The organism is Bradyrhizobium sp. BR 1433, from assembly GCF_051547665.1.
Lineage (GTDB): Bacteria > Pseudomonadota > Alphaproteobacteria > Rhizobiales > Xanthobacteraceae > Bradyrhizobium > Bradyrhizobium australafricanum.
The window spans coordinates 2855397-2880295 of the sequence record NZ_JBPUGG010000001.1; the positions used below are offsets into that span (position 1 = coordinate 2855397).

A 24899-nucleotide genomic window follows, 5' to 3' on the forward strand; every position below is an offset into this window, starting at 1 on the left:
TGTCTAGTCCAGCAAGCGCGATGGGTACAAATTTGGCCGACGGGCAGGAGATGGTCTGCCGTTTCACGTGGGAGATCAGATCCATCAATGCGCGTTTGGAGGAGCTTCGCCAGTTTCGGGCCAATATGCTTGGCGTTACTGGGCCACAATGGACGATCTTGACGGCCTTGGCGGATTTGGAAGGCGAAGACGGAATTCCGGTCAATGTGGTATCAAAGTTGATGCGCGTAGACGCTTCATTCGTGACGACCCAATCAAAGCTGCTGGAGAAAAAGGGATTGCTTCGACGCAGACCCTCCAAACGCGATGCTCGGGTCGTACAATTGTCGCTAACGGACAAGACTTGCAAGCATCTCATGAGCGCCTCTACAAAGCTGGAAGCACTGGACGAGTTCGTTTTAGCCGACTTCGGCATTCCGGACTCCCTCGAGCTAGTTAGCAAGCTAGCTGCAGTCAGGCATCGCCTGGAGAGCGCTTGCTTGAAAGCCGCTCTCTAATTCTGAGAATCAATGCATGGTCCTCGGAAATGACGTTGGACTGCGGCAATGTCTGATCTGCCAACCTTCGAAGTTTTATTGAAGCAGCGTGGGCGAAGGTGGTTGTGGTCGGTATGCGCAACCGATGGCACCGTGGTTATGACGGGCTCAGGAAACAGCCGATCTGCCGCCAGCTATGGAGCCAACAGGGCGCTTTTTCTGTTGCTGCTGAGCGCGCCATATCGCTCGGGACTTTCGACTGGAACAAGTCTGAGCTAATCCGCAGGCTCGCTTCTAGGCGCCCTTACTACCGAGCTCTAAAGCTATCACGATCAGCGGCGAACGACCTGCTTGAACGTCGTTCCCGTCTGGAGGACCGCCGGATGGTCAGCGTTCGGCACTTGTCAGAAGGCCACCGCGCCCAGCACGTGGCTCAGCACGTCCACCGGGCCCCCTTCGAACAGGCGAAGCAGATCGGCTCATTGTAAGATAAAGCCGACGCCGAATCTGCACCGACAGTCCCCTAACACGACCTGTTCACGTAGAAGGCCTTCGTCGATAGAGAATGTCGACGCGTTGCGACGCTTCGGGCCAAGAACGTGCACAGCGGATTCAGCATATGCACCGTTAGGCGACCGACGAGCCAGACGATTTCTAGGCGGCGACGAAAGGGACGGTACGATAACCGCCCCATACCGCTCCATATCCAAGCGGATCAGAGTCGCTGGCAAGCGGGATGAAGCCCGACATCACGACGCCTAAACAAACGGTGCGCAGGACCTGGCAGAATTGGGGTCGGGGACCATCTCACCGGCAATTGCAAAGCTCGAAGAGCGATCAAGGGCGGCCTGTCAGCCGCCCTACTCTGCGAGTTTTGGTACCGCCTTAGTAAGCTATCGCTGATGACCGAGGCCGATCCCGAGATGTAAGGCCTTCTGACGCAGCGCACCGATCGTGCGTTTGGTCACCTTTGATATTTTTATGACCGGAGTCCGGGCCTTCGAATGGGCCTTGAGCTCCTTGATATCTTCTTTGGTCCACTCGCGCCGCTTGATGCGTTTCTTCGTTACTTTCTTCACCCTGAATGCTCCTTGTGAGAGGGCGGCTTGTAACACAGTTTTTTCGGAGCGACGACCTTAAAAGTGCCACTCACAGGAACTCGTGCAGACTTACAAGGTGACGTGCTTGGGTAAGTGACTCTGACACGGCCCCGCTATAAGTTCTCGAATGTAATAATCGAGCAAACTATCGACAATCATACGTGATTAAGGCGAGGCTTGGCTGAGGAAGCCGCACATGTTTCTAGACTTTGCAGATGATTGGATTGCAAACGTATATCAGATAACCAATGCGACTTTGTTTGACATTTTTTTCCGTATGGCGGACTAACCACGTCCACCATTCAAAAAGCTGGCGATATGCGACACATCACTGCCATGGCTGCTCGCATGTGAGCAACGATTGGGAAGAGAACACTCGCGACAACGTAGATCGGGCGAAACCGTAAGCGAGAAGTTGCAGTAACCGTATCGACAACAGTCTGCTCAACGGTCTACGATGGAGCGGATCGCTGCGATAACGAGTAGAGATTACGCGTTTCTTGACCGAGCCATTGCACCGCGAATTAACAGGCGCCCCGTTGAGCGATGTCAGTCGCGCTCAGCGATGCGACGTGTGATGCTTAGCCTCGCCGATGCCAGGTGACTTACCTCATGCGCCGAACATTCACCTCGTTATTAGCCAGCTACTCCTTTGGACGGCGAGATATTTCTGTGTCCCCCGCGACCGCACGATCTGACTTGCGGTGACCAATAACGAGCGGAATTGTGTCGGCTTTTCCTTTGCCATGGCGACGTGTTGCTCGATGCCGCGACTATGGAGCCGGTTGCTGTCACAGCGCGACGCAACTGCCAACTCGAACGAGCTGAACTGTTGACGACCGTAACGGCTTGCTACCATCAATGACAGGCCGATCATTCGTCTTAGGTCCGCGTCACTCAAACCGCGGCCACGCCAACCGGACGTTCGCGTTGGCGCTAGCCGGCGAAGCGCGTTGACGATCGGACCGCGGTCGCACGGTTTCATTTTGACTGTTTGGATCGAAATGGCCGTGTCCGGGCTCGTCGGCGGCAACGGCACGCCACGGCCGAGCCATCGAGATCGTCATAATGGCCGCTCTTCAATGACCATAGAATGCCGGCAGCCCGACAATCCGGCGGAGGCAGATGGACTGGGCTTCCATCGGGTTCTCGGCGCTCGCAGCCCATTGAACATGAAGCCGCGCCGAACTGAACCCTCTGTAAGACCTGGCCGAGCGGATCGATCGAGGCGAATTTGCCCCAAGCGAGCTCGCAATTCGGTCGGCTGATCTACGAGGGCGATCCATCATGCGGTTGAGGATCACGGAAGCCGCGGGCCGCGCTGTGGCCAGCGACGGGGGAATGAGTGGCATCAATCGAGGTAGCGCTGTGCGTGGCTGGCGGCTTCGCGATTAAGCGCACGCAGCGTTTGTTCATTCGGACACCATTTTGGAGGGCTTGCATGCTTCTCTTGATTGAGCTCAGCGGCACAGCGGCGTTTGGCCTGACATAGGCCGCACACGCGCTGCAGATCGTGTAATACGTCGCCATGATGCACGGCGAACGCTTGCTCTGGAAGCCCCGCAAGTGCGAGGCGCTTACTTAAAAGCTCGGGTACGCCAGGACGTTGCGCCAATGTTCGAAACTCGGCCGTGGAGAGTCTGAGCTCACGCGCGATTGCGTCGATATCGTGCTGGCTCAAACAAGCCAGCTCGGACTGTCGAGACAGAATAGTCCGTAACCGGCTGATCAGATTTCCGAAGAGCCAAAAACTACCACTGTGTTCGGATCGAGTAACCATGTGCCACCCTTAGCTCATAGAGACACGTCGGCTTTTGACGTGCATCAAATAGGACCGGCGCTGCGATGAGCCTGGAGGCCACGGCTTCAGCGCCAAGACAGGGTTGCGAGGGGCAGCCCACCAGCGACAATCCGAGAAAGCCAGCCGCTCACGCGCCGCACGACGATACAACGCAATAAGTCGTTCTAGACGCGCGTCGGCTTTTTTGACCAGCATCAATACGTCGGTTGCGGCCTGCCGATAGAGATCACCTTCCCAGTCAAGGTCAGGTACATGGCAGACAGGAAAACTTGGCGCCCCATCATCTTTTCGTGCCCAAATACGGGCGATCGGGTCCAGGGCGTCCTGCCGGACGAAAGCACCGAGCTGGGAACCGACGTCCTGCACCCTGTAACGTGCGCAGCCTGCGGCGGAGCCCACTTCATCAACCTGCGGACCGGCGCCATGATCGGGGAGCGCCGCTAGGCCCAATTGGCGTGCGGGCGTCCCCTTTCTGGAACTCGCTTCGGTAATGCGAAGCTCTGGAACGCGCCAGTGGAGGCATATCAGTCAACCAACAGGCGCTCACGAGCGTTAAGAAGACTCCAACCAACGGAGGATGTGCAACATGACAGCGATGGCCAGCGCGGGCGCGCCGGGCGCAAGCTTCATTCAGGGCGGCGTCGAAGATGCCAACCGACACGGACTTCGGCTGGTCGGGATCAATCCTGCTGAAGCTTGGCATTATTCCGCAGCCATGATCTGGGCTGCCGACCAATTCCTGCCCCCGCATGGCAATAGCGTCACGGCGGGGGGCAACCGGCAGACCACTTGCGCGATCCAGACCGCGGGCAGATTGGACGCTGAACTGCTCGCGCGGCAGACTGGGGAGCTCGTCGGGCCTATTCAGAAGGATGCGTAACTTGTCAATCTGCAACTATGAACGGCATTCCGGTGCTAACGATCGGATTACCTGGGAACGGATCAGACCGCCCCCTTTGATCGGGACCTGGAAATTGCCGTGATCGAGGGCAGCACCATTCACCGGCTGGTCTTCCCCTGCCGCCGCATAATCGGCGGCTGGATCGGGGCGAAGACCGGAGAACGCGTGACTGTACGGCCCACCCATTGGCGCACCTGGCCCAGATAGTACCAGCTGTCCTGTATTGTGTTGCCGTCGATACGGTTCGGTACTACCAGGCGAGAGACGTCTATCACGACAACGACAAATGCACTGAGGGCAACAACATCGAACGGCAATATCTCGCCTCCGGCACTGGCGGGCGACCGCGCTGCGAACGCTGCAGCCATCTAGCTTAACTTACCGGAAGCCGTGGTGTGTGGAAATTACCTGCCCTCGTTGCGGAGAGGACATGCTCAGTCCCGTCGCGTTGCACGGTCCTTTCCTCATTCAATCGAGGTGGAAGCGCTTTCGTCCCAGCGCAACGATTTCGCGCTCGGTAGGGTGATTGCTGGATTCGACGTGCACCGTGAGCGTTGACCTGGTCGTTTTCATAAATTGCATGAGCTCGGTTTTCTCGTTGCCTGGCCCGATGATGAGCAGATCGGTGCAGTTACCCAGGGCTCCACTGACCCTGGCGAGGAATGTCAAGTCTCCACTCGCATTTGCTTTGTGATGAGGGGATGACGAATGCGCGCGTACGGCCGAAGCGCTCACGCCAGTCAGCCCTACCGAGAAGATTTTGGCAACGCGGTGGTCGATCCAAATAACGGCGTGCGCTTGCGTTTGAACTGTCCTCTCGGTCATAAATGGGCGCTGCCTTTCCTTCCCGTCTCCTCTATCGCCATAGTGTCTTGACCCAAGCAATTCACTGCGGCCGATGAAGCCAAGGAGACTGCGGTACCAAACGCGTTCGGGATCTTTGTAGACGCTTATCTGCGCGACAACTTCAGCAAGTGATGTATGGGAGGAGCTTATGAGAGCAGTCGACGCGTGTGCGCATGCATTCACGCTCAGGCTGTTCGGGTCAGGTTTCCAAAGCTGCTTCAACCAGTTTCCATGTTCAGTTGCTTCTGATGATGGAAATCACTCTCCGAAACCTTATCGACCAGTCGCCATGTCGTCGATCACACCAGCGAGCCCGGCTGATCGGCCTCCAGCAACGCTAGGCGGGTTTGGAACGGTCCTGCATTCGGCTAGATCGTGGCGAACGAGCGCTACACTTGAGCAGCGCGGCATGATCCCCGTGCTCTCTCCCGCTATAACTGCGACACTCATCATACAGATGCCTCTCTATTTGGAATTAGACCATTGCGCCAATCGCGCCGCGCCCGGATTGATCTCGCTCAAAAATAAAATCAACAATGACGTATTTGGCAGGTCACGTTGCATTACGCAGGCCGGCCCATGCTCCGGATAGCCAGGGGTCTTTTACATTGGGACCAGCAGTGTTAGCCGCCGGCCCACTCTCGGCGGTTGGCCTGCTTCGTACTAACGTGTCGCGCTTTAGACAACATGTCGAGAAGCGGACGATGCATGATTTGCTTTGTTTTGCCCTGTAGTCCTGCGAACGCGCCGTTTTCCGAAGCAAAGAGCAAGAACCCGTCATCTGCCTGCATAGTTTCGACAGCTGGTTCTGCAATTGGAACTGCCTGCTGCGCAATCGCGGCGCGGAAAGGTTTCATGGCTCTGGAATCGTCGGTCTACAGTGGGCCGGCTCTGCGCCGTGGCGAAATCCAGACCAAATCGGAGCGCGCCTCGTGCAGTATGCTCGAACTTGCGACGGTGCTTGCCGGCAACAAGTCGGAAATTTTTCTAGCCGAGCGCGCCGAACAAGGGCCACGAGCGTTGGGCAGCCGCAGTATTCTGGCAGTTGCGACGTTGCCGGGAACGAAGGACTACCTCAAAGAGATCAAGCTTCGCGAGCACTTCCGCCCAGTCGCGCCCATATGCTTGGAAGATCGTGCGCCGGAGATTTTTAGTCCCGGAACGCCGGATCCTTACATGCTGTTCGATCATCAGACACGAACAGAATGGCGACACAAAATCTCCGCCGTTGTACACCTCGACGGATCTGCTCGATTACAGACGATTTCCAGAACGTCTCAGCATCCGATCGCAGAGCTCCTCGTCGAATACGAAAAGCTCACGGGCATCCCGCTCCTTTGCAACACGAGTGCCAACCACCACGGGACGCGGCTTCTTCCCAGACGTTGCAGCAGCCTGCCAGTGGGGACGCGTTGATAACGTGTGGTGTGATGGCCACATCTGGACCAAGAAGGCTGACAGCTGAGTGTCGGCGCCCCATCCGCGTCGTTCCAATGCCGCATGGTCAGCGTAGCAATCAATCTAAGCTACTGGATGGCTTTTTGACCGCCCCGGCTCGCCGTCACCGAGAGGGCCCGGGCCAGCTGTGCGCTAAACGTGCGGACCAGAGCGACGGCGGATCGTGGCTAGAACATTCGCTGATCTAAAATGGCCCATGGATCGGATTCGCGATTTGACTACCCTCATTCAAAGTCCGGCATCTTTGGGGCCCGGGATCTCGCGCGCGGAAGTCACTGCGGCTCGCGCGCAGGACGCACTGGCACCTTTGCGCTTACCGACCGCAGCAGGGACAGCCCTGCCCCGTCGGGCCCATGCTGATCTCAGCGTCTTTGATGATTCTTCCTTCTTCGATTTTTTGGCTCCGTTCATTCTCGATAATGTCGGCGATTTCCTTACGCTGCTGCGAATTGAATGAAAGGGTATCCTTTCAAGACCGACTTAGCTGGATTGTCCAATACATCCCTCGCCCATAGACCGGGCACGGTTTCAAAACTTTCTTGGGCGCTCTACCGCGTCCAGCATCAGCCCAGCAGGTCGATCCTGCCGGTTTCGAGCCGGTACAGGCCCCCGACTATCTTCAGGGTGTTTTGCTCAATGGCCGAGCTCAAAATCGAGCTGGCCGATTTGAGCTTATTGACGTTATCGATCACATTCTGCCGGATCGCATCGGCGGACGTATCACCGGTTTGCTGCCGAGATCTTCTTACTGCAGGAGCAAGCGCGGCAACGAGAGACGGAATATGCCCCGGCGCCGGCTTGGCCTCGTCAAGCCACTTGATCGTGGCGTCTATCGCGCCGCAATGATCGTGACCAAGTACCAATATCAACGGCGTGCTTAGTACGGCGACTGCATACTCCATGCTAGCGAGCACGTCATCGTTGGCGAAGTTGCCGGCGAGGCGGCACACAAACAGATCACCAAGTCCACTGTCGAAAGCAAGTTCGGGCGCTACACGAGAATCAGCGCAGCTCAGAACGGCCGCATATGGATTTTGACCATCGACTAAAAGTTGGCGTTCGCGCTTCAGATCGCGCGCTCGCGATGCGCCCTGCACATAGCGATCGTTAGCCTCCATGAGGCGTTTCAGCGCAAGATCCGGCGAGAGCAGGTTATCAGGCTTGGGCGGCGACTTTGCCTGCTTCGCATCTCCAGTGCTGGCGTCGAACGGCAGGATGATTGCCGATAGAGCGAATAGCAATAGGGAGCGGCGCGACGGCGCGACCGTGATTGGAGAGGACATGATCCGGGAATGGCCTGCATGCATGTGTATCACATTCATCGCGTGGCCCTACGCCAACCGGCGGCTTCGGCCTCCGGCTCGCTGCAGAACCAGCGTTCGGCCGGCTTCTTCGTCATGTCGATTTGTCCGTAACTGAGTTGCTCGGGCAAGTGATAAATGCGCTTGCCGTTGCGATCCACGGTGCCCTTTATCAGACACTCGGGCGAAGGCGGCTCCGATAGCAGAGCGGATCCGAGCAGGAGTTCCTGAGCGTCGTTTGGCACCGAGCTCACGCCGACGATGATCGTTCCCTTGTTGCGGCGCCGCCAGTCCCAGGGCGCGATGAACGCTCCAGACCACAGGCCCGCATAAGAGTTGCTCGCCCTCACCTCATGGATAACGTAGATGTTGGTAGATGAAGCGGATGACAGTGCCCAGCCCGAGCTGACCATCCAGGCGTTCATGTCCTGGCCTTCGATGAAGCAACTGCCGAGTGACCTGCCGTACTTATCGACTCCAGCGGTTTGACAATCCCACGTTCGCCCATTCGAGTACCTGATAAGCGCGTCGCGAGCAGCTACCCCGCAAGCCCACTTGTGGCCATGGGCGTCGAGGCAAATCTGGTCAGTCTCAGGCGCCTCGATACCCGAGAGCCGAATCCTGGTTTGCTCGATCTCGATCGTATTTGCATCGAGGATGTGTGGAGAGCCGCTGAGTTTGGCCGCGCAAACCGGAGATGTGATGATAGCGAACAACGCTGCCATCATTACGCGGTGTTTCATTCTTGCAACCTTCGATCTTGATTCATCGGCGCGCGAAATCGTGGGTTCCCGACGCCGCTACGTTCGAATGCTTGACTGCACCGGTCCGTCCATCTAGTCGGCATCGTAGACGCTTGCTCTGTGAAAGCTGGAGGGTTTCAGCTTACGATCTGACGCAGCGTGAGGTTCAAGCGATTTCTTTTTAGTGCATTTGCGATGTGCTTGTGGCCTCTCTCTATGCCCACTTAAGGCGAGCCTGTACGACCCGCAGACCAATCGTACCTATGCGGAGACGGCGGCACATTGCCGCACCGCCATATTGCCGGCGCGGCTGGGCAAGCCGCGCGACAAGGCCAAGGTCGAGCGAGCAGTCCTCATCGTCGAGCGCTGGCCGCTCGGTCGCCTGCGTCATCGCACTTTCTACAGCCTCGCCGAGGTCAGTGCGTCGATCGGCAAGCTGCCCGCCTTGCGGAGCTAAAACGTTCTTATGGCACCTCAAGAGGTCTCGGCGATTGACCGCCAGGTTGCTGGATTGCGGTGGGAGTGCAGAAGAGTTCTCGTTGCCTCTGCCGGTGAACGCGATGTCGCTCGCAAGTCCATGCGCTTTTTGAAGAGCACAGTTCAAGACGGATCCAACGAGGCGGCCTTTCCGACGCTGGCGGTCTCATCGTTCTGATGAAGGAGACCGTCCGACGCCGATGCGAGTAGCATTCTCCATAACATCGGCCGGCTGGTCAGCCGCCGTTGGGTCATTCTCGTCGTGCCCTTCCCATGAAAAACTCGGCGCAGACGAGTGGCAGATTGCGCCGGCGCCAGCTTTGGCCATGTCCCCTCGGTGATTCGCATTAACGGGCCGCGACCTTCCGAAGTCTCAAGCCACCTCCTAGCGGCTTTGATTCTTGCCTCTCGCTCGGTGATGGGGGTACCAAACGAAGTACGTCACGTCCTTGGCAAGGCCCTCCGACCAAAGCCTACGTACAAATACCTAGTGGCTTCTACTTAGGGGAAACATCCAAATGTCGCGCTTCGTCCGTAGCGGCCAATCTGCGTCCATCTATCTTCTCACGATGGGGTGCCGACATGCAGCTTCACGCTGCCGTTTCTGCCCAGACGAGGCGTCATCTGACCAGCGCCTTGCGAGGCCTGCTCGCACGGAGGGACCGTTCGGCATGATCGGGACGCCGATGCGTTTCGCGCGCAATAGCAAGATCTACGGCGAGGAAGAGGCGCAAGGTGACGACGACCGGCGGCGCGCGGCTGCTCGACCGTTCGCTGATCATTGCCGCGCAATGGTCCTCGTTCGGCGCCAACAACGACCTGCCGGCGGGCTATCTGCCCTCGACCGGCTACGAGCTCGTCAACCTCTATCTGACCTGGAAAGCCACCAAGGACATCACCTTCACGGCGTCGGTCCACAACCTCTTGAACCAGTACTACCGGCCTTATGCGATCCCGGTCTCCTCGACCGACGGCACGACGCAGAACGACGTGCTGTTCTCGAGCCCCGGTCCGGGCACCGTCTACAAGGCCGGGCTCAGGATTCACCTAGGTGGAGCGTAACGCGAGACGCCGATCATTCCATCCAGGTTGCTCCGGCCGCGCTGGTGCCCCCGGCGCGGCCTTGGCGTATTCCTTGGCGCGTTCATGTTGTTAACGAGATCAACCGGCAGGATGCAGGGCGTCCGCCGCCAAACAGGAGAAGGCTTTCATGTTCATCGCAATGAACCGGTTCCAGGTGATCAAGGGCAAGGAGCAGGCGTTCGAGACGGTCTGGAAGACGCGCGAATCCTATCTCGGCGACCTGCCTGGATTCATCGAGTTTCACCTGGTGAAGGGCCCCGAGGCCGAGGATTACACGCTCTACGCCACCCACACGGTGTGGGCCAGCAAGGCGGCGTTCGAGGACTGGACCAAATCCGATGCGTTCCGCCGCGCCCATTCCCGCGCCGGCAATGAGACCGGCGGCAGCCTCTATCTCGGGCACCCCAAATTCGAGGGCTTCGAGGTACTGATCACCGAGCGGGCGAAGAGCGCGGCGGCGTGATGGAGGCGGTCGTGCCTGATGCGGAGCTTGCAGGGCTGAAGGCCTATATGGCCGACAATCCCGGCGCTGTGATCGAGGACGTCGCGCGCGAGCGCAAGGTGACGCCGCGCGTGGTGCTCGAGGCGCTCCCCGAGAGCATGGTGCGGATCGGTCCCGGCGAGTTTGCCGCCGCGATGCAGGACATCGCGGAGTGGGGCGAGGTGACGCTGATCGTGCACACCGATGACGCGATCTTCGAGTTCACCGGCGCCATTCCGAACGGCGAGGTCGGTCGCGGCTATTTCAACCTGATGCAGCCGAAGGGCCTGCACGGCCATCTGAGGCACGATCGCTGCGCGGCGATCGCGTTCGTCGAGCGGCCCTTCATGGGCAAGGTGTCGGCGTTCATCGCCTTCATCAATCGCGACGGCGGCATCATGTTCAAGGTGTTCGTCGGCCGCGACGAGACGCGCGCGCTGCGCGGCGATCAGCTGGTGCGCTTTCATGCGCTGGCGGACCGCCTCGCGCCGCAGCCGGGCTGAAAGCAACAAAGGACGGGAGGCGACCATGTCGCAGCGCTGGCTTGGGCGAAGCATCTGGATGGCGGCGTCGGCCGGGCTTGGCATGCCGCCGGGTACGAGCCTTGCCGCAGCCGACGCCGCACTGCTGCCGCGCAACCTCTCGCCCTGGGGCATGTTCGAAAGCGCCGACATCGTCGTGAAGGCGGTGATGATCGGGCTCGCCTTCGCCTCGCTCGTCACCTGGACGAGCTGGCTCGCCAAGACCGTCGAGATCCGCCGCAAGACCGCGCTCGCCCGGCAGGGGATCGGCCTCCTTGAGCGCGACACCCAGCTTGCCGAGGTCGAGCAGGCGAGCCGCGACAGCAACGACGCGGTAGCGCAGATCGTGCAATCGGCCTCGCGCGAGGCTGCGCTGTCCGGCGGGATGTTCGACGATGGCTTCAAGGAGCGCATCGCGCTGCGGCTGGAGCGGGTCGAGGCGGCGATGTCGCGGCAGATCGCGCGCGGCACCGGTGTGCTGGCGACGATCGGTGCCACCGCGCCGTTCGTCGGCCTGTTCGGCACCGTGTGGGGCATTATGAATGCCTTCATCGGCATCTCCGAGGCCCACACCACCAATCTCGCGGTGGTCGCACCCAGCAGAACACCTTTATCAAGTGACGTCCGGTGCCGTGCGAACCTACAGGATCCTGGAGGACGGACGTCGCCAGATCGGTGCTTTTTACCTATCCGGAGATATCTTCGGCTTCGAGGCCGGCGATACTTATATCGCTTCAGCCGAGGCGATCCGCGAACTCACAGGTATTGATGGTGAGGCCAGCGCGCTCATGATCCGCGCAATCCATGAAAAGGATCTGGCACGGCAGCTCTGGAACGCGACTGCGCTGGAGCTACGCCGCTTTCAAGACCATGTGATGCTGCTGATCAGCAGCGCCGAACAGAGGGTCATGGGCTTCCTGCGCGATATGGCTCGCCGCGCCCCGAAGAATGCAGCCATCGAACTTCCCATGTCACGACAGGATATCGCCGACTATCTTGGCCTGACAATCGAGACCGTATCGCGCACTTTCACTCAACTCGAGCAGAAGGGCATCATCTCGCTGCCCAGCTCACGGCGCGTCGAGCTGCGCGACCACATACTGTTCCATGACGTTACGCGGAACCTGGGCTGAGTCGATGCGCGCACACTCATGCGATTTGCGTGGCGGTCGGCCTGCGGCCCTTGCGCCTGCAGAAGCAGCGCCGCCGCTATTCACGTGCGCCGCAATGGGGCGCCGCGGTCTGTTCAGTTCGGTTGACGCTATCTCTTTCGCCTTACTTTCGTTCCACAAAGGGTCCCTCAACGGAGCAGCGCATGATCGTCGATCTTTTGCGTCGAGAGCATCGCAATATGGAACTGCTTCTCGCCGTACTTCAGCGCGAGCTGGAGATTTTTGAGCGTGGTGATCGTCCTGATTACGAGGTAATTCGCGCGATTATCAGCTATTTCCAGGTTTACCCTGAGGTGTACCATCATCCGCAGGAAGACCTGATTTTCTCTAAGCTAAAGATACGCAATCCGGATGCAGCGGCAAGTCTCGGAGACCTCGCGCGCAAGCACCACGAAGGAGCTGATCGTTTGCGTCACTTCGCACGAGCGATCGATGCCGTCCTCGCGGATCGCGATATCCTACGGCAGGAGGTTGGCAACATCGTGCGCAACTTTATCGTGGGCGAACGGGATCACATGATGTGGGAAGAACATGAGTTCTTCCCGGCGGCGTTGAAGGCTCTGTCTCCTCAGGATTGGATGGAAATCGGTTCGGCTCTCACCGATCGTAAGGACCCGCTTTTCAGCGAGGCAGGCGAAGCGAGTTCCGGCGCGCTGAGAGCGCACATTGTGCAATTGGCACAAGAGGCTGAAGCCGAACGGCACCCGGTCAGTTTTCATCAGGGATGACGGGCGTCCAGCCGGGGGGTGCCAAGACGGACGGCCAGCTATCTTGACCTCGCGCCGGCCTCCTGAAGATAACCCGATGTTACATCCATTCTGACTCACTCGATGATCAATGCGCCGGATCTCCAGCAAAGTTGCTGGTTTCCGCCTCGTGGAAGGCGCCCCATTGCCCGTACATGACCATTCGTCAGTAGTTTCTATCCCAGACGTATGCGCCGCAGGCATCCCCTACCAATTTCGGCTTCAGAGTCGACGTTTAGCAGCCAGCTACATCGAAGATTTTGAGGCAGCGCAAAGCGTGTCCGCCGCGAGTCCAATACTCGCTTAGGAGAGTGAGAGGATTCCGCATGCGATCGGACTTAGCAAAATCCTACGGGCAAGATCGGCTGCCGCGTTATACCAGCTATCCGACAGCTCCGCATTTCTCATCGTCAGTGCGCGAAACGGACTACCGAACGTGGCTCAAATCGTTACGGGTCCAGCAGCGCGCGTCGATCTACCTTCACGTGCCGTTTTGTCGATCCTTGTGTTGGCACTGCGGCTGCCACACGTCTGTCACAAAGCGCAACGACCCCATCGCGATCTACGCCGCAGGACTGCGTACTGAGGCTTACCTCGTCGCAGAGACGATCGGCCAACGACTATCAATGTCCCACATCCACTTTGGTGGCGGCACTCCTACGGTCATGACCCCAGAAACGTTCGCTGATCTCGTCGGCACGTTACGCTATTCGTTCCTGGTGCGGCCTAATGCCGAGCTCGCCGTCGAAATCGATCCCCGCACATTGACCGAGCCGATGGCGGAGGCGCTCGGCTATTGCGGGGTTAACCGAGCGAGCCTTGGCATCCAGAGTTTCGATCCTGCTGTCCAGCGCGCCATCAATCGTCTGCAGAGCTTCGAACAGACGGTGACTTCGGTCGAGCAGCTGCGACGCGCCGGAGTCGGGAGGATCAATTTCGACCTGATTTACGGCCTGCCCCTGCAGACGGTCGGTTCGTGCCTAGACACCGTGGCGAAGTGCTTGCAGCTCCGTCCGGACCGTTTTTCGGTGTTCGGCTACGCCCATATTCCTTCATTCAAGAAGCACCAGCGCAAGATCGACGAAGCCTCCCTACCCAACAGCATCGAGCGATATCTCCAATCCGAAAAGATCGCCGAAGCCCTGATTGATGCGGGATACGTGCGTATTGGCCTCGATCACTTCGCCCTCCCAGACGACGCCCTGGCGTTTGCAAGTCAGGAAGGTACGCTGAGGCGCAACTTCCAAGGCTATACCGACGATTCCGCAGATGCACTTGTCGGTCTCGGCGCCAGTGCCATTGGCCGCACGCCCCAGGGATTCGTCCAGAACGCTGCGGCGACAAAGGACTATCTCGCGCGCATCACCGATGACCGGTTTGCCACCGTCAAGGGTTACTCGCTCACGGAGGAAGATCGTTTCCGAGCCGAGATCATCGAGCGTCTCATGTGCGACATGGCCGTCGACCTTGCCGACATATCCCGCCGTCACGGCAGGGACCCGACACTGGCCATCGTCGATCGGCCTCGGATCGACGGCCTTATCGCGGATGGCGTCGTGACTATGGACGGTGACCGGCTTTACGTAAGTAGCGACGCTCAGTTTCTGGTCCGGAGCGTCGCCGCGGCGTTCGACGCTCATCTTGCGCGGTCCGAGGCTACACATAGTCGGGCGGTTTGAACCGATTCACTAAAATGGAGGAAATCGCATGTCCGGAAGACGAATGGAGTTGTTGTAACCGGAAGATCGGGCATATCGGCGTCAGGAAACAATAACCGGACGGACCTATGCTCGCGTAGCATAATCACGACCATTGAGCCGGAAGCCGATTTGGCATCCCGTTCCGATCCCGCTAACGGTCGCCAGCCTCTTTATGGAGCTTTTCGAACAGAGGTTCCGAAGGAACGCGTGTTCATCGGATCAGCTCAAATTCGTCGAACAAACGCACCTCAGCGCAGTATTCAATCATCAGCAAGCGCGAATTGCATTTAATAAGGACAAAACATCGATATAGTAAGCAATCTCTGTGAGCAGTCCTGACGGACGACAATTCGCCGAGCAGGCGCACGTAAGAATCGAGTCTGCGCCCCGTGCCCTACATGCCGCGATTCAGCAGCGTCGACGCGGCACTTCACGCGCATGGGTGGTGCTGCGCCAAGGAAAACGCAAAGGGGGCTGCCACCTAGTGCCGACAGGAGGCCAGAAATGCGCAACAGCGACCATCGATCCAACCACGGTTCAGTAAGGTGCTGCGCGGTATGCGGAGGACGGTTCGGGCTCATCCGCTATTACTATTGGCGAACGGCCTTTTGCTCCAAGAAATGCGTCGAGCGCTTCAAGACGCGGCGAGAGGCCGACCATAAATGGCTCCGATGGTTGCTAGCGGCTTGAGATGCGAGCGATTAGCACAGAGAGTTCGAATGGAGTGCACCAAGCCAGCAAGGAGCTATTAATCAAGGCTCCCGGACTCGGATGCTCACACATATCCATACTTTAGATGCTCTCCATCAAGATAATCGATTGTACCAGCCCAAGGAGCATCAGATAAGAGGTATATTCGTTTGCAGAGTTTGCGGCGCATGCCCTCGCCGCAATCGAACCGTTGGCAGCCTCTCCTTCTGCCAATGGAGGTCGGTGCGATGTCTAGTAGCGTCGCTCCTCCCGGACTGAGACTTCCGCCCGGCCGCCGAAAGGAGACCGGGCTTCTTTTTGTGCCGATTGCATCAACGACGGATCCCTTAGACGCACATTCGTGCACCATTGCCGTGCCGTCTCGTTAGGTAGGCAGGGAAACACAAACCGACGCTGCTTCCTAGATTGGGACATTCGAAGTGCCGTCGTGGTTGGCGAACTCGGCCTACGAAGTTGTAGCGGATAACGGCCGTCTGGAGAGGCTCGTCCCTTCGCAAGTCTTGGGCTGTCTCGTCATGGAGGCACGTGCCTCTTCGAAAACGCCGGCTCATCTGCCCGCTCCTCAGTCCGGCCCATCGGAAGGCATCGCTGCTTCGTCGCTTGTCCGCGAGTCCGAGCATGAAATGAATTCTCTTCGCTCGAAGCACACATCGCAACAGTCAGTTGGCAAACGATCGCTTGAATCGTCACGCTGGGAACAGCTCAATCCTGATGAGAGCACCCGCGCACCTGTCTGGTAGCCGATGAAGGCTGAAACTCCGACTTCTGGTAGGGCCGCGCGGATTCGAGGCTCATATCCCGCGCTCATCCGGCTCGGGCGCAAGGCATGCCCCGTAACCAGGCACCGCCATACCCATTGAACCGCGCACTCTCCCCGGAGCGCTTCCCGAGTGGCAAGCAGTTGCCAGCCAATTTGCTCGATGTGCGAGGCAAAGGTTGGACGCCGAAGGTGCCAGATCAAAGTCAGAAAGAGACTGGCGCCACGCGACAAAGCCGGGCCTCCAGTCACAGCGGTCCAAGCGCCAGATCGGCTCCTTTGCTAGCCCCATCTGATCCGCACTTCCAATTTTTTTGACAGCGACAGTCAAGGAATCTCGCTGCGGATTGGCGCAGCAACTCACTATTCTTTTCCTGCACGACTGGCCGCGCTTTCGCTTGGTCTGGCGTGTCAGAAAAGGAAGGGAAAACGTGATGAAGAAGAAGATCGCTGAGATCAAGACCACCATCCGCACCACCACTCCGTACACGGGTACGCTCTAGGTTGGTTCGATGAGTGCCTTGAATGCATCTACCTGATGAGAGCATAGCGGCAATCGGAGGGGGGTCCTTTCGCCCCCCTCCTTTGTGACAGTTGCGGAGAGTACAATGGTTGATCTGATCCAGCAGCGCGTTGCCCCGGCCATATCGTCTTCCGTCGAGATCAGTCCGATCACCATCTTGAAGGCAGAAGGGGGAATGGCACCGGTTCCGACGATCAAATCGGCACTCGCGAGCTCCGGTTGGGACATCTCAATCACTGACGGCGACTGGCGGACTGGCGGCTACTTCGCGGGGCTGCAAGCGCTCATCGACGCCGAACTGACGTGGGCGGCTGAAAATCGCCCACAACTGATTGAGGCGGCACAACAATCGTTGAAGCGGCTATTCCCTCTCCTGGTCAGCGATGCCTTTAGCGTGCCGAAGGATCTCACCAATACCTCGAGCAAGGAGGAGCGCACACGCTTCTATCATCATGAATATCAAAATAAACTCTTGGTCGGACTAGCCGAATTCCTGATCACGAGTGCTCGAGAGCGCAACGAACGTCACATCCTCGTCATCGACCGGGCGGCTACGCTGTCCGCCCCGGCGAAGAACCTGATCAAGCTGCTCGTCAGGCTGGACGACGGTACGCGTCTTTTTCGGTTTCTCCTGATCGATTATGAACAATGCCTCTTTTTCCAGGACGCCAGCGAAGTTCACTTCGGCAGATATAGCATGCAGGAACTGGAGCCGGTCCTGGATCGCGATCTCGCTTCGGAGAAACAGCGGCAGATCTATGAGGCAAGTGGCGGGAATCCTCTGATCGCCGAAGCCTTGAGCAAATGCGCGGCAGCCGGATTGCCGGTCATCGGCTATCTCGAGCCGATCGCGATCGTGGATCTCCATCTGGCCAGCCTCAACACCGGGGAACGGCACAGCCTTCTCAAATCGTACATTGAATCCGATTGCACGACGCCTGATCTCATCGCGCAACGAAACTATGCAACCTTCGAGCAGGCGACCGCAGATCATCTGCACGAGCAGGTGCACCGCGCTTCCCTCGACCGCTATCTGACGGGCGAGGCGCCGCTCAACATGCTTCATGCGCTATCAATAAGGGATAAATACAAGCGTCTGGAATTGGTTGCAGAACCGAGTCTGATCCTCCAAAGCATCGGCCTGTATGACCTCTGGTTTGGCTACTTTGGGGAACTTTTCGCCGATCCTGCGCTTCGCACCTACGGTTCGGGAGATGCCCCGGTGAACGCCGCCTTCATCAACGCGGCTTTTGTGCTGTATTCGCTCGGCTGCGGGCTGGTGTCCGTTCCCTATTTGAATGAATTCTACAAGACATTCCCGAAGAGCCGATACACGCCAACCGTCCTCTATGCCCAATCAATGACGTATGGACGCTATCAGCAGCCGGTCAACCTCACGGTGGCCGAAGAGTACGCCGTCCGAAATGTTGAGACCATCGATCGTGATTTCAAGGGTCACGACAAGTACGATTATATTAAGGTGTTTGCAGAGAATGCCTATGCTTACATCAAGGCCAAGCAGGAGAAATATGAGGAAGCCCTCAGCCTTTGCGCGGAAGGCCATGGTAAGATGCGTAAGGCGTATGGCGACGAGCGCTTCAAGCTTCACCAGTCGATTCTCATCTACAACACCAGTCAGGTCTATGAACTCGTCGGCGATCTTCCTCGGGCTGAGAAGCAGCTGCGTGAAGCCATTGCCTACGATCCCTATTATGGAGAGTATCAGAATGACCTGGGGAACCTACTTTCTAAAGTACCCGGAAGGGAAGCTGAGGCTCTAGAGGCATATGCGCACGCTATTGAGCTCTGTCCCCCCTATTACGAAGCTCATCTGAACAGGGCCGCACTTCGCAACAGAATGGGAGATGCCGCAGGCGCTCTAGCCGATCTCGACAGAACACTTGTCATCAAGCCAAACGAATGGCGAGCTCACTTCGAGAAAGGCAACATCTTGGTGCGGCAAGATAGGCCGAAAGCTGCTCTGGAATCCTATCTAGCAGCAGCCAATATCAACTCCAAGAATCCCGATCTGCTGAGCAACCTCGGTCTCGCCTATTCCGAGCTTGGTAAGGCTAACGAGAGCATCGCGCACTATCTTCGAGCTCTTGCACTTAACCCTCGGCATGCGCCCACGCACAACAATCTCGCTATCGAGTACTTCAACGAGGGCCAGCCAGATACATCACTGAACCACGCCACGGTCGCTGTCGAGATTGGAGGAGATCCAGATTACCTCCTCACTCGTGAGCACATCCGGACAAGTCTGCAAGCTGACTTGGCTTCGCGGCAGGATCGAGCTTCTGCGGCTTCCGCCAGGCCTTCATGAGCTGGCGGCTCGTGGCATTCCTTGCCGTCGAAGTCGAGCGGCCTGCGGCAGTATTAAGGCAACGTCTAGCGAACCCTGTCGCGCGACAAGCGCGGCGAATTCAGGGACTGACCAGGCACCGGGACCCGGGTCGGCCGGCACCTTGTCCCGAACGACCGCACGTCACTGGCGGGGAAGTAGACATGGTCCCTTCTGACCATTCGTCCTGTTGCGAGAGCGTTCGTCATACTCTTGCGGGCTCATCACACCGATGTGGCGGAACAAGACCGGCGTCATCTTCGCTTCCACATCAAGCGAACCCGATGACATGTTCGACGAGCCAGAAATGAGCGGGTCGAGCACGCGGCAAGTCGTCTATCTATCGCATTTGATCGTTCAGAGCGGCGGCTGGGCGTTTCGAATTGGCATCCTGATCGGCCTACTCCAATCCGGCATGAGCGCCGCGGGCTTCGGTGTTGCCGTCACTTTTGCACCTATCCTGCTTGGGAGCCTTTTCTTGTCGCCGCTGGTCGACAGACGTGACCCGATCTCTGCCATGATGATCGTCAATGTGATTCGCATATGCGCGCTGCTCGCCATCTTCGCCACCGACGGAGCCAATTCCTTTCTGAGCTATGCCTCAATGGCCATCCTAAGTCTGGTCCAGCCCGTTTACTTGTCTGCAGAAGTTTCTTTCTTCCGTCGTATTACATCGAAAGACGGCATGATCTCGGTGCTGCGCAACATTGCCAATATCGACTGGCTAACCTATCTGATCGGAATGTTTGCAGGTGCCATGCTCTCCGGGCAGTTGCATTTACGTGGCGTTCTGGCGTTCGACTTATTGGCGATCATTCTGTCCTTGATCGTGCTTCTTGGCATTAAGCTGCAGTTGAGAAACACACCGACAATCCTTGAGAAGCAGCCTTCAGGAACTGTCCTGGATTTGGCACCGCTCTATCCCGCATTCCTTGCAGTCTTTCTGCTCAATCTCGGCGCGGGCATCATCAATGTCTATCCCGCAATACGTGCCACAACGGGAGGCGTTCTCGACAAAGGCCTTCTATTGGCTATCGTCATGACCAACGGCGTTTTGGCCCTGCTGGGGACGCTAGCCGTCAAGCCGATTTTCAACCTGTTGGGCGCCTTGCCGACGGTCGCCGGGGCCGCGATGCTGCTTGCGGCATGCCTTGCGATCATGTCGCTCGATGCTGGCCTGACTGTGGTCATCGCGTCCAGCAGCGCGATGCTCGGCTTTGGCCAAATATTTGCGGCTGCCGCCCACACGCACATGGTTTCTGCACTTGCTCCGGATCGAGCCGGCCGCCTTTCGGGATTATTTCAATGTTGTACCTATAGCGGGGTTGCGGGAAACGGCATTGCTGTTTCGCTTTTAGGTGACCGGCTTCCTTTCGGCACGATCATGCTTCTATGCGCAGCAAGCGCATTTGTTGCTTTTGCTGTTGCGACATTTGCAGTCGTGAGATCAAGGCACTCTCAAGGATCATGTCCGGTCGATCGGTAATTCAGGGATCCACACGATGCCATGGGATCAGTTGTTCTTATTAGAACGCTCGTTTGCAGATCCGTCCTTGCCAGGACGAGAATTCTATTGCTGGCAATGCTTGCTATTGGACGGGGTGCTGTCCGCGTTTCCAAGGCGCGCTGCGATGCTCGACATTCGTCGGATTGCCTGGGCCAAGCCACGGACCGCACTCATCGAGAGGCTTGGCCAGGATCATCAGTCCGCGCCGGTTCTCATTCTCGAGAAGGGAGCCCCTACGCCGGAGAAGGCGAAGTACGCGAACGGCCTCGCCTATGTCGACGATCCATTTGCAATCCTTCATTGTTTAGCTGTGCGTCACGGCTTTCCGGCGCTTTATCCTGGAAGAGTGGCGCCTTGGCCATGATGGTCATGACCGGGTTGGCGACAGCATGGGCCAAGAGGACGCTTCGATTGAACGGTCTGCTTGATCTTGCGAGTTGCGGCCTGGGACAGGCGATGGCTGATGACTCCGGCCTAGTACTTCCGACAGTACCCAGCGTTCAAACTCGCTAACAGCCGCAATATTACGCCTATGCCCATTGACAAACATGTAGATTGAGCGATTGACCGGCACAAAGCCAAACGGAGCCACAAGCTCTCCCTTCTCAAGGTTACTTTGGACCAGAATTTGCGAGGAAATGGCGGCTCCAAGCCCACTTTTTGCCGCCTCCATAGCCAAAGTAAATGTGTCGAATACGACGCGGCGCGGCTCCTGCAAGTATATAGCAGCCGCGCTGGCCCATTCGCTCCAGGCGTCCAGTCCGTTGGCCTCGTGCAGCAGAGGAATAGACAACATGTCCTGCGGGCTTTTGGTCGCCTTGAGCGTAGCGGGCGCACAGACAGGGCCAATCATCTCGTTCGCTACGTGCACCTCACGCACGGGAAGCGGCCGCTTCAACAGGCCGGAAACGAACAATACATCCAATGCACCAACAGCCAGCGCATCTAGATCGGCCTCGGTCTCAAAGACAAAATCAATGTCCTGATAGCGTTGCCGGAACGCACCAAGACGAGGCAACAGGCCGTGCGACAAAAATGTCGTTGAGCACCCCACCACCACGGAACGTCCTGCATCGTTCCTTCGTAGCTCATAGCATCCCTTCTCGAGCATTGTGAACGCGCTCGCACAGCTGCTCTTTAGCTGTTCGCCGTCGGATGTCAGCCGCACGCCCGCACTATGGCGAACGAATAGCCTCCTGCCGAACCAATCCTCGAGAAGGCGCATCTGGTAGCTTACCGCGCCGGAAGTCATGTTTAGCCGCTCGGCCGCCCTTGAGAAGCTTGGAAACTCGCTGACGGCCTCAAACAAATGAAGGCTTTTCAGAATAGGTAGCTTGCGCATCCGACTTACCTAATGGACGCCGTTAACTGCGGTGAGCTATTGAGCTCTCATGCGCCTGGTTCTTCCCAGCACCAACGACCGCTATTGCTGACTGGATGGACACAGCTGACTGCTGAGACCTCTTCGGTGCTAGGCCTATCGACGCAAGTTCGCCGATCAAGTTCGCTGCCCAGGTTCGGACGAGACACTCGGACGCTTCCCATCTTGTCGTCCTTGAGGCACGGGTTGAGACTCCTGCTCAGTGCAGCGTTCGTACTGTGTGATCTCCTCCAGAAGGATGCAACCGAATTTGAGGTTTGGAACAACAAGTTCTGGACCAACCAGGCTCCGCAACACTTGCCCATCGACGGAGAGAGCGCCGGCTAGCCACGCTGCAACACTAGCAGCTAGTTGACAGGCTTGAGTTCGAACGCTTCTCGCGCTCATGGAATTCCTCCAATCAATCTCAAGATCCGGCACGGCATCTTGCCCGTCAATTGGCTGGTTGGCAGCTATTGCCTCTGCATTCGCCTCGATCAATACAGCCAGGGGACGTGATGACGTCGAGATAAGCAATGGTCCCGGATTTATCTGCTTCGATAAGTTTCTCCACCGAATTTACTCCGAACAAAGCCGTTTCGATGCATAGGTGTATTCGAGCGCTAGTCGACGTGCGTATTCGATGAGATTGGCCGCGGCGGCGTGTCCCCCATCGGTGTTCTCGTAGTAGAAGTAAGGCTGGCCCAGCGCGGCGAGTTTCGCGGCAGCTTTGCGCCCGTGCGATGGATGCACGCGGTCATCCTTGGTTGAGGTGACAATTAAGGGAGCGGGGTAGGTCTTGCCCGGAGCCAGCTTCTGATAGGGCGAGTAGGCTTCAATCCACGAGCGCTGCTCGGCGATGGAGGGATCACCGTATTCGGCAATCCAGGAAGCGCCCGCGCCCAGGCTGGTGTATCGAAGCATATCAAACAGCGGCACCTGCATGATCGCCGCATTGAAGAGCTCGGGACGTTGGGTGATTGCGGCGCCAACGAGTAGGCCACCCTGGCTGCCGCCAATTACTCCTAGCCGGCGCGGACTTGTGACCTTGCGGCGGATCAGGTCTTCGGCAACGGCAATGAAATCATCCCATGTCGTTTGCTTCGTTGCCCCTTGGGCTGCCTGATGCCATTGTGGACCAAACTCGCCGCCCCCGCGCAGATTCGCAACAACATAGGCATTGCCCTGTTCGAGCCAAAGCCGTCCCACGGGTCCGAGATAGGAGGGCAGAAGCGAAACCTGGAACCCGCCATAGCCATAAAGAAGCGTTGGCGTGGCACCGTCAAACCTCGCATTCTTCGCCCGTACCAGAAAATAGGGAATTGACGTGCCATCACACGAAGTCGCTTCGCACTGGTCTACGACGTGATTGGACGCATCAAAGGCGGTAGGTGTCGTCTTCAATTCCTCAAGGTTTTGGGTTTCGGCATCAAAATACCAGATTGATGTTGGCCTGAGGTAGTCCGAGACCGTGAACATCGCCTCGTCCGCTTGCTCGGACGCGGCTGACACGTTGACATTTGTATGTTGCGGCAGCGGGATGGGCGTCGACGACCAAGCTTTCTTATCGTACTGATAAAGGAACGCTTTGCTCTGAACGTTCTCAAGGATTGTCAGGATCAAGAAATTCTTTGTGCTACTGAGCCCGCTCAGAGCCTGGCGGGACCCAGGCTGGAAGACGAGCGAGGCTTTAGCGCGCAGCGGATTCTGCTTCCATTCGGCTAAGTCATACGAAATCAGCGAGCCGGTCCCAAATCTGACGTCATCAGGCTCCCATTCTTCGTCAAGCTTCACAAGCAGGCGACCGTTCACGAGCCCGACTATCGCGGCCTTCTTCGGCAGATTGAGCTTGATGGGCCCATCGGGACGGAAGACCACGTACTCACACTCGACAGAGCTGATGACACGGATGGCGCCCGTCGCATGTATACGTCCTTCAGTGTCTCGAAGCACCAACGGCAGCGTCTGAACGTCAGTAGGCTCGCCACGAAAGATCTCGCGAGCCTCACCGAGCGGCTGAGCGCGTTTGAGCTCCTTCACCACAAAGGGGTAGCCGGCCTGCGTCAAAGACCCCCTGCCCCAGTCCCGTGCAACCAGGAGTGTGTCACCATCGACCCAGCTGACGTCCTGCTTGCCCTCCGGAAGATAAAAGCCGCCCGCTACAAAGGACTTTGTCTCGCTGTCGAACTCACGTATAGACGCGGCATCCTTGCCGCCGTCGGAAAGACTAATCAGGCAGAGGTGCTCTTCAGGTGGAAGGCGACTGCTACCTTGAAAGATCCAATTCTTGTTCTCGGCATTCGCCAAAGCGTCCACATCGAGGATGGTTTCCCACTGTGGATCTTGGCTACGATAGCTTTCTAGCGTGGTGCGTCGCCAGACGCCGCGCACATGGTCCTCATCTTTCCAAAAATTTTCTAAGCCGCGCCGTCCGAACGAAACGTATGCAATCCGATCCTTGGACTGCAGGATGGTGAGCGCCTCTTCGTAGAAGCCCCGATAGCGGGGATCGGCCTGGAGGACCCCTAGTGTCTTCTCGTTTTCGACGCGAACCCAAGCCAATTGGCTTCGTCCTTCGATGTCCTCGAGCCAGAGGAATGGATCGTCAGCTTCCACCAACGCAGCTCGCTCTTGCGCAAGCGCCGTGGCGCGGGCAACCGATGGCATCGCGGCGGAGGGGAGTGATTTGTTCATGGACTTTCTCCCGATGTGATCGACGGGCCAAGAACACGCTTGGCGCGCCAAACGAAAGCGGCGGAAAGCACGCAGCGCATGGATTAGCGCATCTTGCCGGACTATTCATTGCAAACTTCGTGCCGGCTAACGAGCCGAAAGTTTCAGCCGCGTGGCTGCACCGACCATGTCCGATTCCCGACATTGGTTGGCAAGCA

General features: G+C 57.8%; 21 protein-coding genes and 3 pseudogenes. 16 read left to right on the forward strand and 8 right to left on the reverse strand.

Features of this window, described 5'->3' with window-relative positions; genetic code table 11:
• Positions 1–20: 20 nt before the first annotated feature.
• The gene (locus tag ACSKB9_RS14250) at positions 21–497 is read left to right on the forward strand and encodes a MarR family winged helix-turn-helix transcriptional regulator (protein WP_438073876.1); all 477 of its coding nucleotides are present in this window, start codon (positions 21–23) and stop codon (positions 495–497) included.
• 872 nt (positions 498–1369) lie between these two features.
• Here ACSKB9_RS14250 and ACSKB9_RS14255 read toward each other — a convergent pair.
• Positions 1370–1555, reverse strand: a complete 186-nt coding sequence (locus ACSKB9_RS14255; protein ID WP_083633112.1) for a hypothetical protein — start codon at positions 1553–1555, stop codon at positions 1370–1372.
• 1372 nt (positions 1556–2927) lie between these two features.
• Positions 2928–3257 (reverse strand): hypothetical protein, encoded by a 330-nt coding sequence (locus ACSKB9_RS14260; protein ID WP_411780129.1) that lies wholly within the window; start codon positions 3255–3257, stop codon positions 2928–2930.
• A 706-nt stretch (positions 3258–3963) separates the two neighbouring features.
• On the opposite strand from ACSKB9_RS14260, the gene ACSKB9_RS14265 reads away from it, so the two are divergent.
• The gene (locus tag ACSKB9_RS14265; RefSeq protein WP_438073877.1) at positions 3964–4257 is read left to right on the forward strand and encodes a hypothetical protein; all 294 of its coding nucleotides are present in this window, start codon (positions 3964–3966) and stop codon (positions 4255–4257) included.
• A gap of 489 nt (positions 4258–4746) precedes the next feature.
• Here ACSKB9_RS14265 and ACSKB9_RS14270 read toward each other — a convergent pair whose 3' ends face one another.
• Positions 4747–5346: a hypothetical protein gene (locus ACSKB9_RS14270; RefSeq protein WP_438073878.1), complete on the reverse strand. Its 600-nt coding sequence runs from the start codon at positions 5344–5346 to the stop codon at positions 4747–4749.
• A gap of 401 nt (positions 5347–5747) precedes the next feature.
• The gene (locus tag ACSKB9_RS14275; protein WP_438080639.1) at positions 5748–5981 is read right to left on the reverse strand and encodes a hypothetical protein; all 234 of its coding nucleotides are present in this window, start codon (positions 5979–5981) and stop codon (positions 5748–5750) included.
• On the opposite strand from ACSKB9_RS14275, the pseudogene ACSKB9_RS14280 reads away from it, so the two are divergent.
• Positions 5926–6589: pseudogene (locus ACSKB9_RS14280) on the forward strand (carbamoyltransferase C-terminal domain-containing protein); the annotation flags it as partial. The gene ACSKB9_RS14275 and the pseudogene ACSKB9_RS14280 overlap by 56 nt on opposite strands.
• Before the next feature lie 189 nt (positions 6590–6778).
• Entirely contained in the window at positions 6779–7039 is a 261-nt protein-coding gene (locus ACSKB9_RS14285; protein ID WP_438073879.1) for a hypothetical protein, read from the forward strand.
• Between the two features lie 106 nt (positions 7040–7145).
• Here ACSKB9_RS14285 and ACSKB9_RS14290 read toward each other — a convergent pair whose 3' ends face one another.
• Both ACSKB9_RS14290 and ACSKB9_RS14295 read right to left on the reverse strand, forming a co-directional pair.
• A complete protein-coding gene (locus ACSKB9_RS14290) occupies positions 7146–7889 on the reverse strand; it encodes a carbonic anhydrase (protein ID WP_438073880.1) in 744 nt (247 codons plus the stop codon).
• An 11-nt stretch (positions 7890–7900) separates the two neighbouring features.
• A complete protein-coding gene (locus ACSKB9_RS14295) occupies positions 7901–8626 on the reverse strand; it encodes a thermonuclease family protein (RefSeq protein ID WP_438073881.1) in 726 nt (241 codons plus the stop codon).
• A gap of 223 nt (positions 8627–8849) precedes the next feature.
• Between ACSKB9_RS14295 and ACSKB9_RS14300 the strand changes: the two are divergent.
• From ACSKB9_RS14300 to ACSKB9_RS14355, 12 genes and pseudogenes are all read left to right on the forward strand, one after another.
• Positions 8850–9071, forward strand: a pseudogene (locus tag ACSKB9_RS14300) (IS21 family transposase); the annotation flags it as partial.
• A 761-nt stretch (positions 9072–9832) separates the two neighbouring features.
• A pseudogene (locus tag ACSKB9_RS14305) lies at positions 9833–10165 on the forward strand (TonB-dependent receptor); the annotation flags it as partial.
• Positions 10166–10313: 148 nt separating this feature from the next.
• Positions 10314–10649, forward strand: a complete 336-nt coding sequence (locus ACSKB9_RS14310; RefSeq protein ID WP_438073883.1) for an antibiotic biosynthesis monooxygenase family protein — start codon at positions 10314–10316, stop codon at positions 10647–10649.
• Positions 10649–11170: a heme utilization cystosolic carrier protein HutX gene (gene hutX, locus ACSKB9_RS14315; RefSeq protein ID WP_438080197.1), complete on the forward strand. Its 522-nt coding sequence runs from the start codon at positions 10649–10651 to the stop codon at positions 11168–11170. Before ACSKB9_RS14310 ends, hutX begins: the two co-directional genes overlap by 1 nt.
• Positions 11171–11228: 58 nt before the next feature.
• Positions 11229–11957 (forward strand): tonB-system energizer ExbB, encoded by a 729-nt coding sequence (gene exbB / locus ACSKB9_RS14320; protein WP_438080198.1) that lies wholly within the window; start codon positions 11229–11231, stop codon positions 11955–11957.
• Entirely contained in the window at positions 11839–12321 is a 483-nt protein-coding gene (locus ACSKB9_RS14325) for a helix-turn-helix domain-containing protein (RefSeq protein ID WP_438080200.1), read from the forward strand. The genes exbB and ACSKB9_RS14325 overlap by 119 nt, the downstream gene beginning before the upstream one ends.
• 182 nt (positions 12322–12503) lie before the next feature.
• Positions 12504–13088: a hemerythrin domain-containing protein gene (locus ACSKB9_RS14330; protein ID WP_438073884.1), complete on the forward strand. Its 585-nt coding sequence runs from the start codon at positions 12504–12506 to the stop codon at positions 13086–13088.
• A 344-nt stretch (positions 13089–13432) separates the two neighbouring features.
• Complete coding sequence (gene hemN / locus ACSKB9_RS14335; protein WP_438073886.1) at positions 13433–14785, forward strand: oxygen-independent coproporphyrinogen III oxidase; 1353 nt, start codon at positions 13433–13435, stop codon at positions 14783–14785.
• A 1836-nt stretch (positions 14786–16621) separates the two neighbouring features.
• Complete coding sequence (locus ACSKB9_RS14340; RefSeq protein WP_438073888.1) at positions 16622–16777, forward strand: hypothetical protein; 156 nt, start codon at positions 16622–16624, stop codon at positions 16775–16777.
• Positions 16778–16882: 105 nt separating this feature from the next.
• Positions 16883–19123 (forward strand): tetratricopeptide repeat protein, encoded by a 2241-nt coding sequence (locus ACSKB9_RS14345; protein ID WP_438073890.1) that lies wholly within the window; start codon positions 16883–16885, stop codon positions 19121–19123.
• 250 nt (positions 19124–19373) lie between these two features.
• Positions 19374–20627 (forward strand): MFS transporter, encoded by a 1254-nt coding sequence (locus tag ACSKB9_RS14350; RefSeq protein WP_438073892.1) that lies wholly within the window; start codon positions 19374–19376, stop codon positions 20625–20627.
• Positions 20628–20643: 16 nt separating this feature from the next.
• Positions 20644–21012: a DUF3088 domain-containing protein gene (locus ACSKB9_RS14355; protein ID WP_438073894.1), complete on the forward strand. Its 369-nt coding sequence runs from the start codon at positions 20644–20646 to the stop codon at positions 21010–21012.
• Between the two features lie 3 nt (positions 21013–21015).
• Here the strand turns inward: ACSKB9_RS14355 and ACSKB9_RS14360 are convergent, their stop codons facing one another.
• Together ACSKB9_RS14360 and ACSKB9_RS14365 are read right to left on the reverse strand one after the other, a co-directional pair.
• The gene (locus ACSKB9_RS14360) at positions 21016–21990 is read right to left on the reverse strand and encodes a LysR substrate-binding domain-containing protein (RefSeq protein WP_438073896.1); all 975 of its coding nucleotides are present in this window, start codon (positions 21988–21990) and stop codon (positions 21016–21018) included.
• 597 nt (positions 21991–22587) lie between these two features.
• On the reverse strand, positions 22588–24702 hold the full coding sequence (locus tag ACSKB9_RS14365; RefSeq protein ID WP_438073898.1) for a prolyl oligopeptidase family serine peptidase: 2115 nt from the start codon (positions 24700–24702) through the stop codon (positions 22588–22590).
• Between the last annotated feature and the right edge of the window lie 197 nt (positions 24703–24899).

What these genes read in the sequence shown, in the direction of transcription:
- ACSKB9_RS14250 (WP_438073876.1), top strand. Translation starts at nt 21, where the DNA reads ATGGGTACAAATTTGGCCGACGGGCAGGAGATGGTCTGCCGTTTCACG.
- ACSKB9_RS14265 (WP_438073877.1), top strand. Translation starts at nt 3,964, where the DNA reads ATGACAGCGATGGCCAGCGCGGGCGCGCCGGGCGCAAGCTTCATTCAG.
- ACSKB9_RS14275 (WP_438080639.1), bottom strand. Translation starts at nt 5,981, where the DNA reads ATGAAACCTTTCCGCGCCGCGATTGCGCAGCAGGCAGTTCCAATTGCA.
- ACSKB9_RS14285 (WP_438073879.1), top strand. Translation starts at nt 6,779, where the DNA reads ATGGATCGGATTCGCGATTTGACTACCCTCATTCAAAGTCCGGCATCT.
- ACSKB9_RS14290 (WP_438073880.1), bottom strand. Translation starts at nt 7,889, where the DNA reads ATGCATGCAGGCCATTCCCGGATCATGTCCTCTCCAATCACGGTCGCG.
- ACSKB9_RS14295 (WP_438073881.1), bottom strand. Translation starts at nt 8,626, where the DNA reads ATGAAACACCGCGTAATGATGGCAGCGTTGTTCGCTATCATCACATCT.
- ACSKB9_RS14310 (WP_438073883.1), top strand. Translation starts at nt 10,314, where the DNA reads ATGTTCATCGCAATGAACCGGTTCCAGGTGATCAAGGGCAAGGAGCAG.
- hutX (WP_438080197.1), top strand. Translation starts at nt 10,649, where the DNA reads ATGGAGGCGGTCGTGCCTGATGCGGAGCTTGCAGGGCTGAAGGCCTAT.
- exbB (WP_438080198.1), top strand. Translation starts at nt 11,229, where the DNA reads ATGGCGGCGTCGGCCGGGCTTGGCATGCCGCCGGGTACGAGCCTTGCC.
- ACSKB9_RS14330 (WP_438073884.1), top strand. Translation starts at nt 12,504, where the DNA reads ATGATCGTCGATCTTTTGCGTCGAGAGCATCGCAATATGGAACTGCTT.
- hemN (WP_438073886.1), top strand. Translation starts at nt 13,433, where the DNA reads ATGCGATCGGACTTAGCAAAATCCTACGGGCAAGATCGGCTGCCGCGT.
- ACSKB9_RS14345 (WP_438073890.1), top strand. Translation starts at nt 16,883, where the DNA reads ATGGTTGATCTGATCCAGCAGCGCGTTGCCCCGGCCATATCGTCTTCC.
- ACSKB9_RS14350 (WP_438073892.1), top strand. Translation starts at nt 19,374, where the DNA reads ATGTGGCGGAACAAGACCGGCGTCATCTTCGCTTCCACATCAAGCGAA.
- ACSKB9_RS14355 (WP_438073894.1), top strand. Translation starts at nt 20,644, where the DNA reads ATGCCATGGGATCAGTTGTTCTTATTAGAACGCTCGTTTGCAGATCCG.
- ACSKB9_RS14360 (WP_438073896.1), bottom strand. Translation starts at nt 21,990, where the DNA reads ATGCGCAAGCTACCTATTCTGAAAAGCCTTCATTTGTTTGAGGCCGTC.
- ACSKB9_RS14365 (WP_438073898.1), bottom strand. Translation starts at nt 24,702, where the DNA reads ATGAACAAATCACTCCCCTCCGCCGCGATGCCATCGGTTGCCCGCGCC.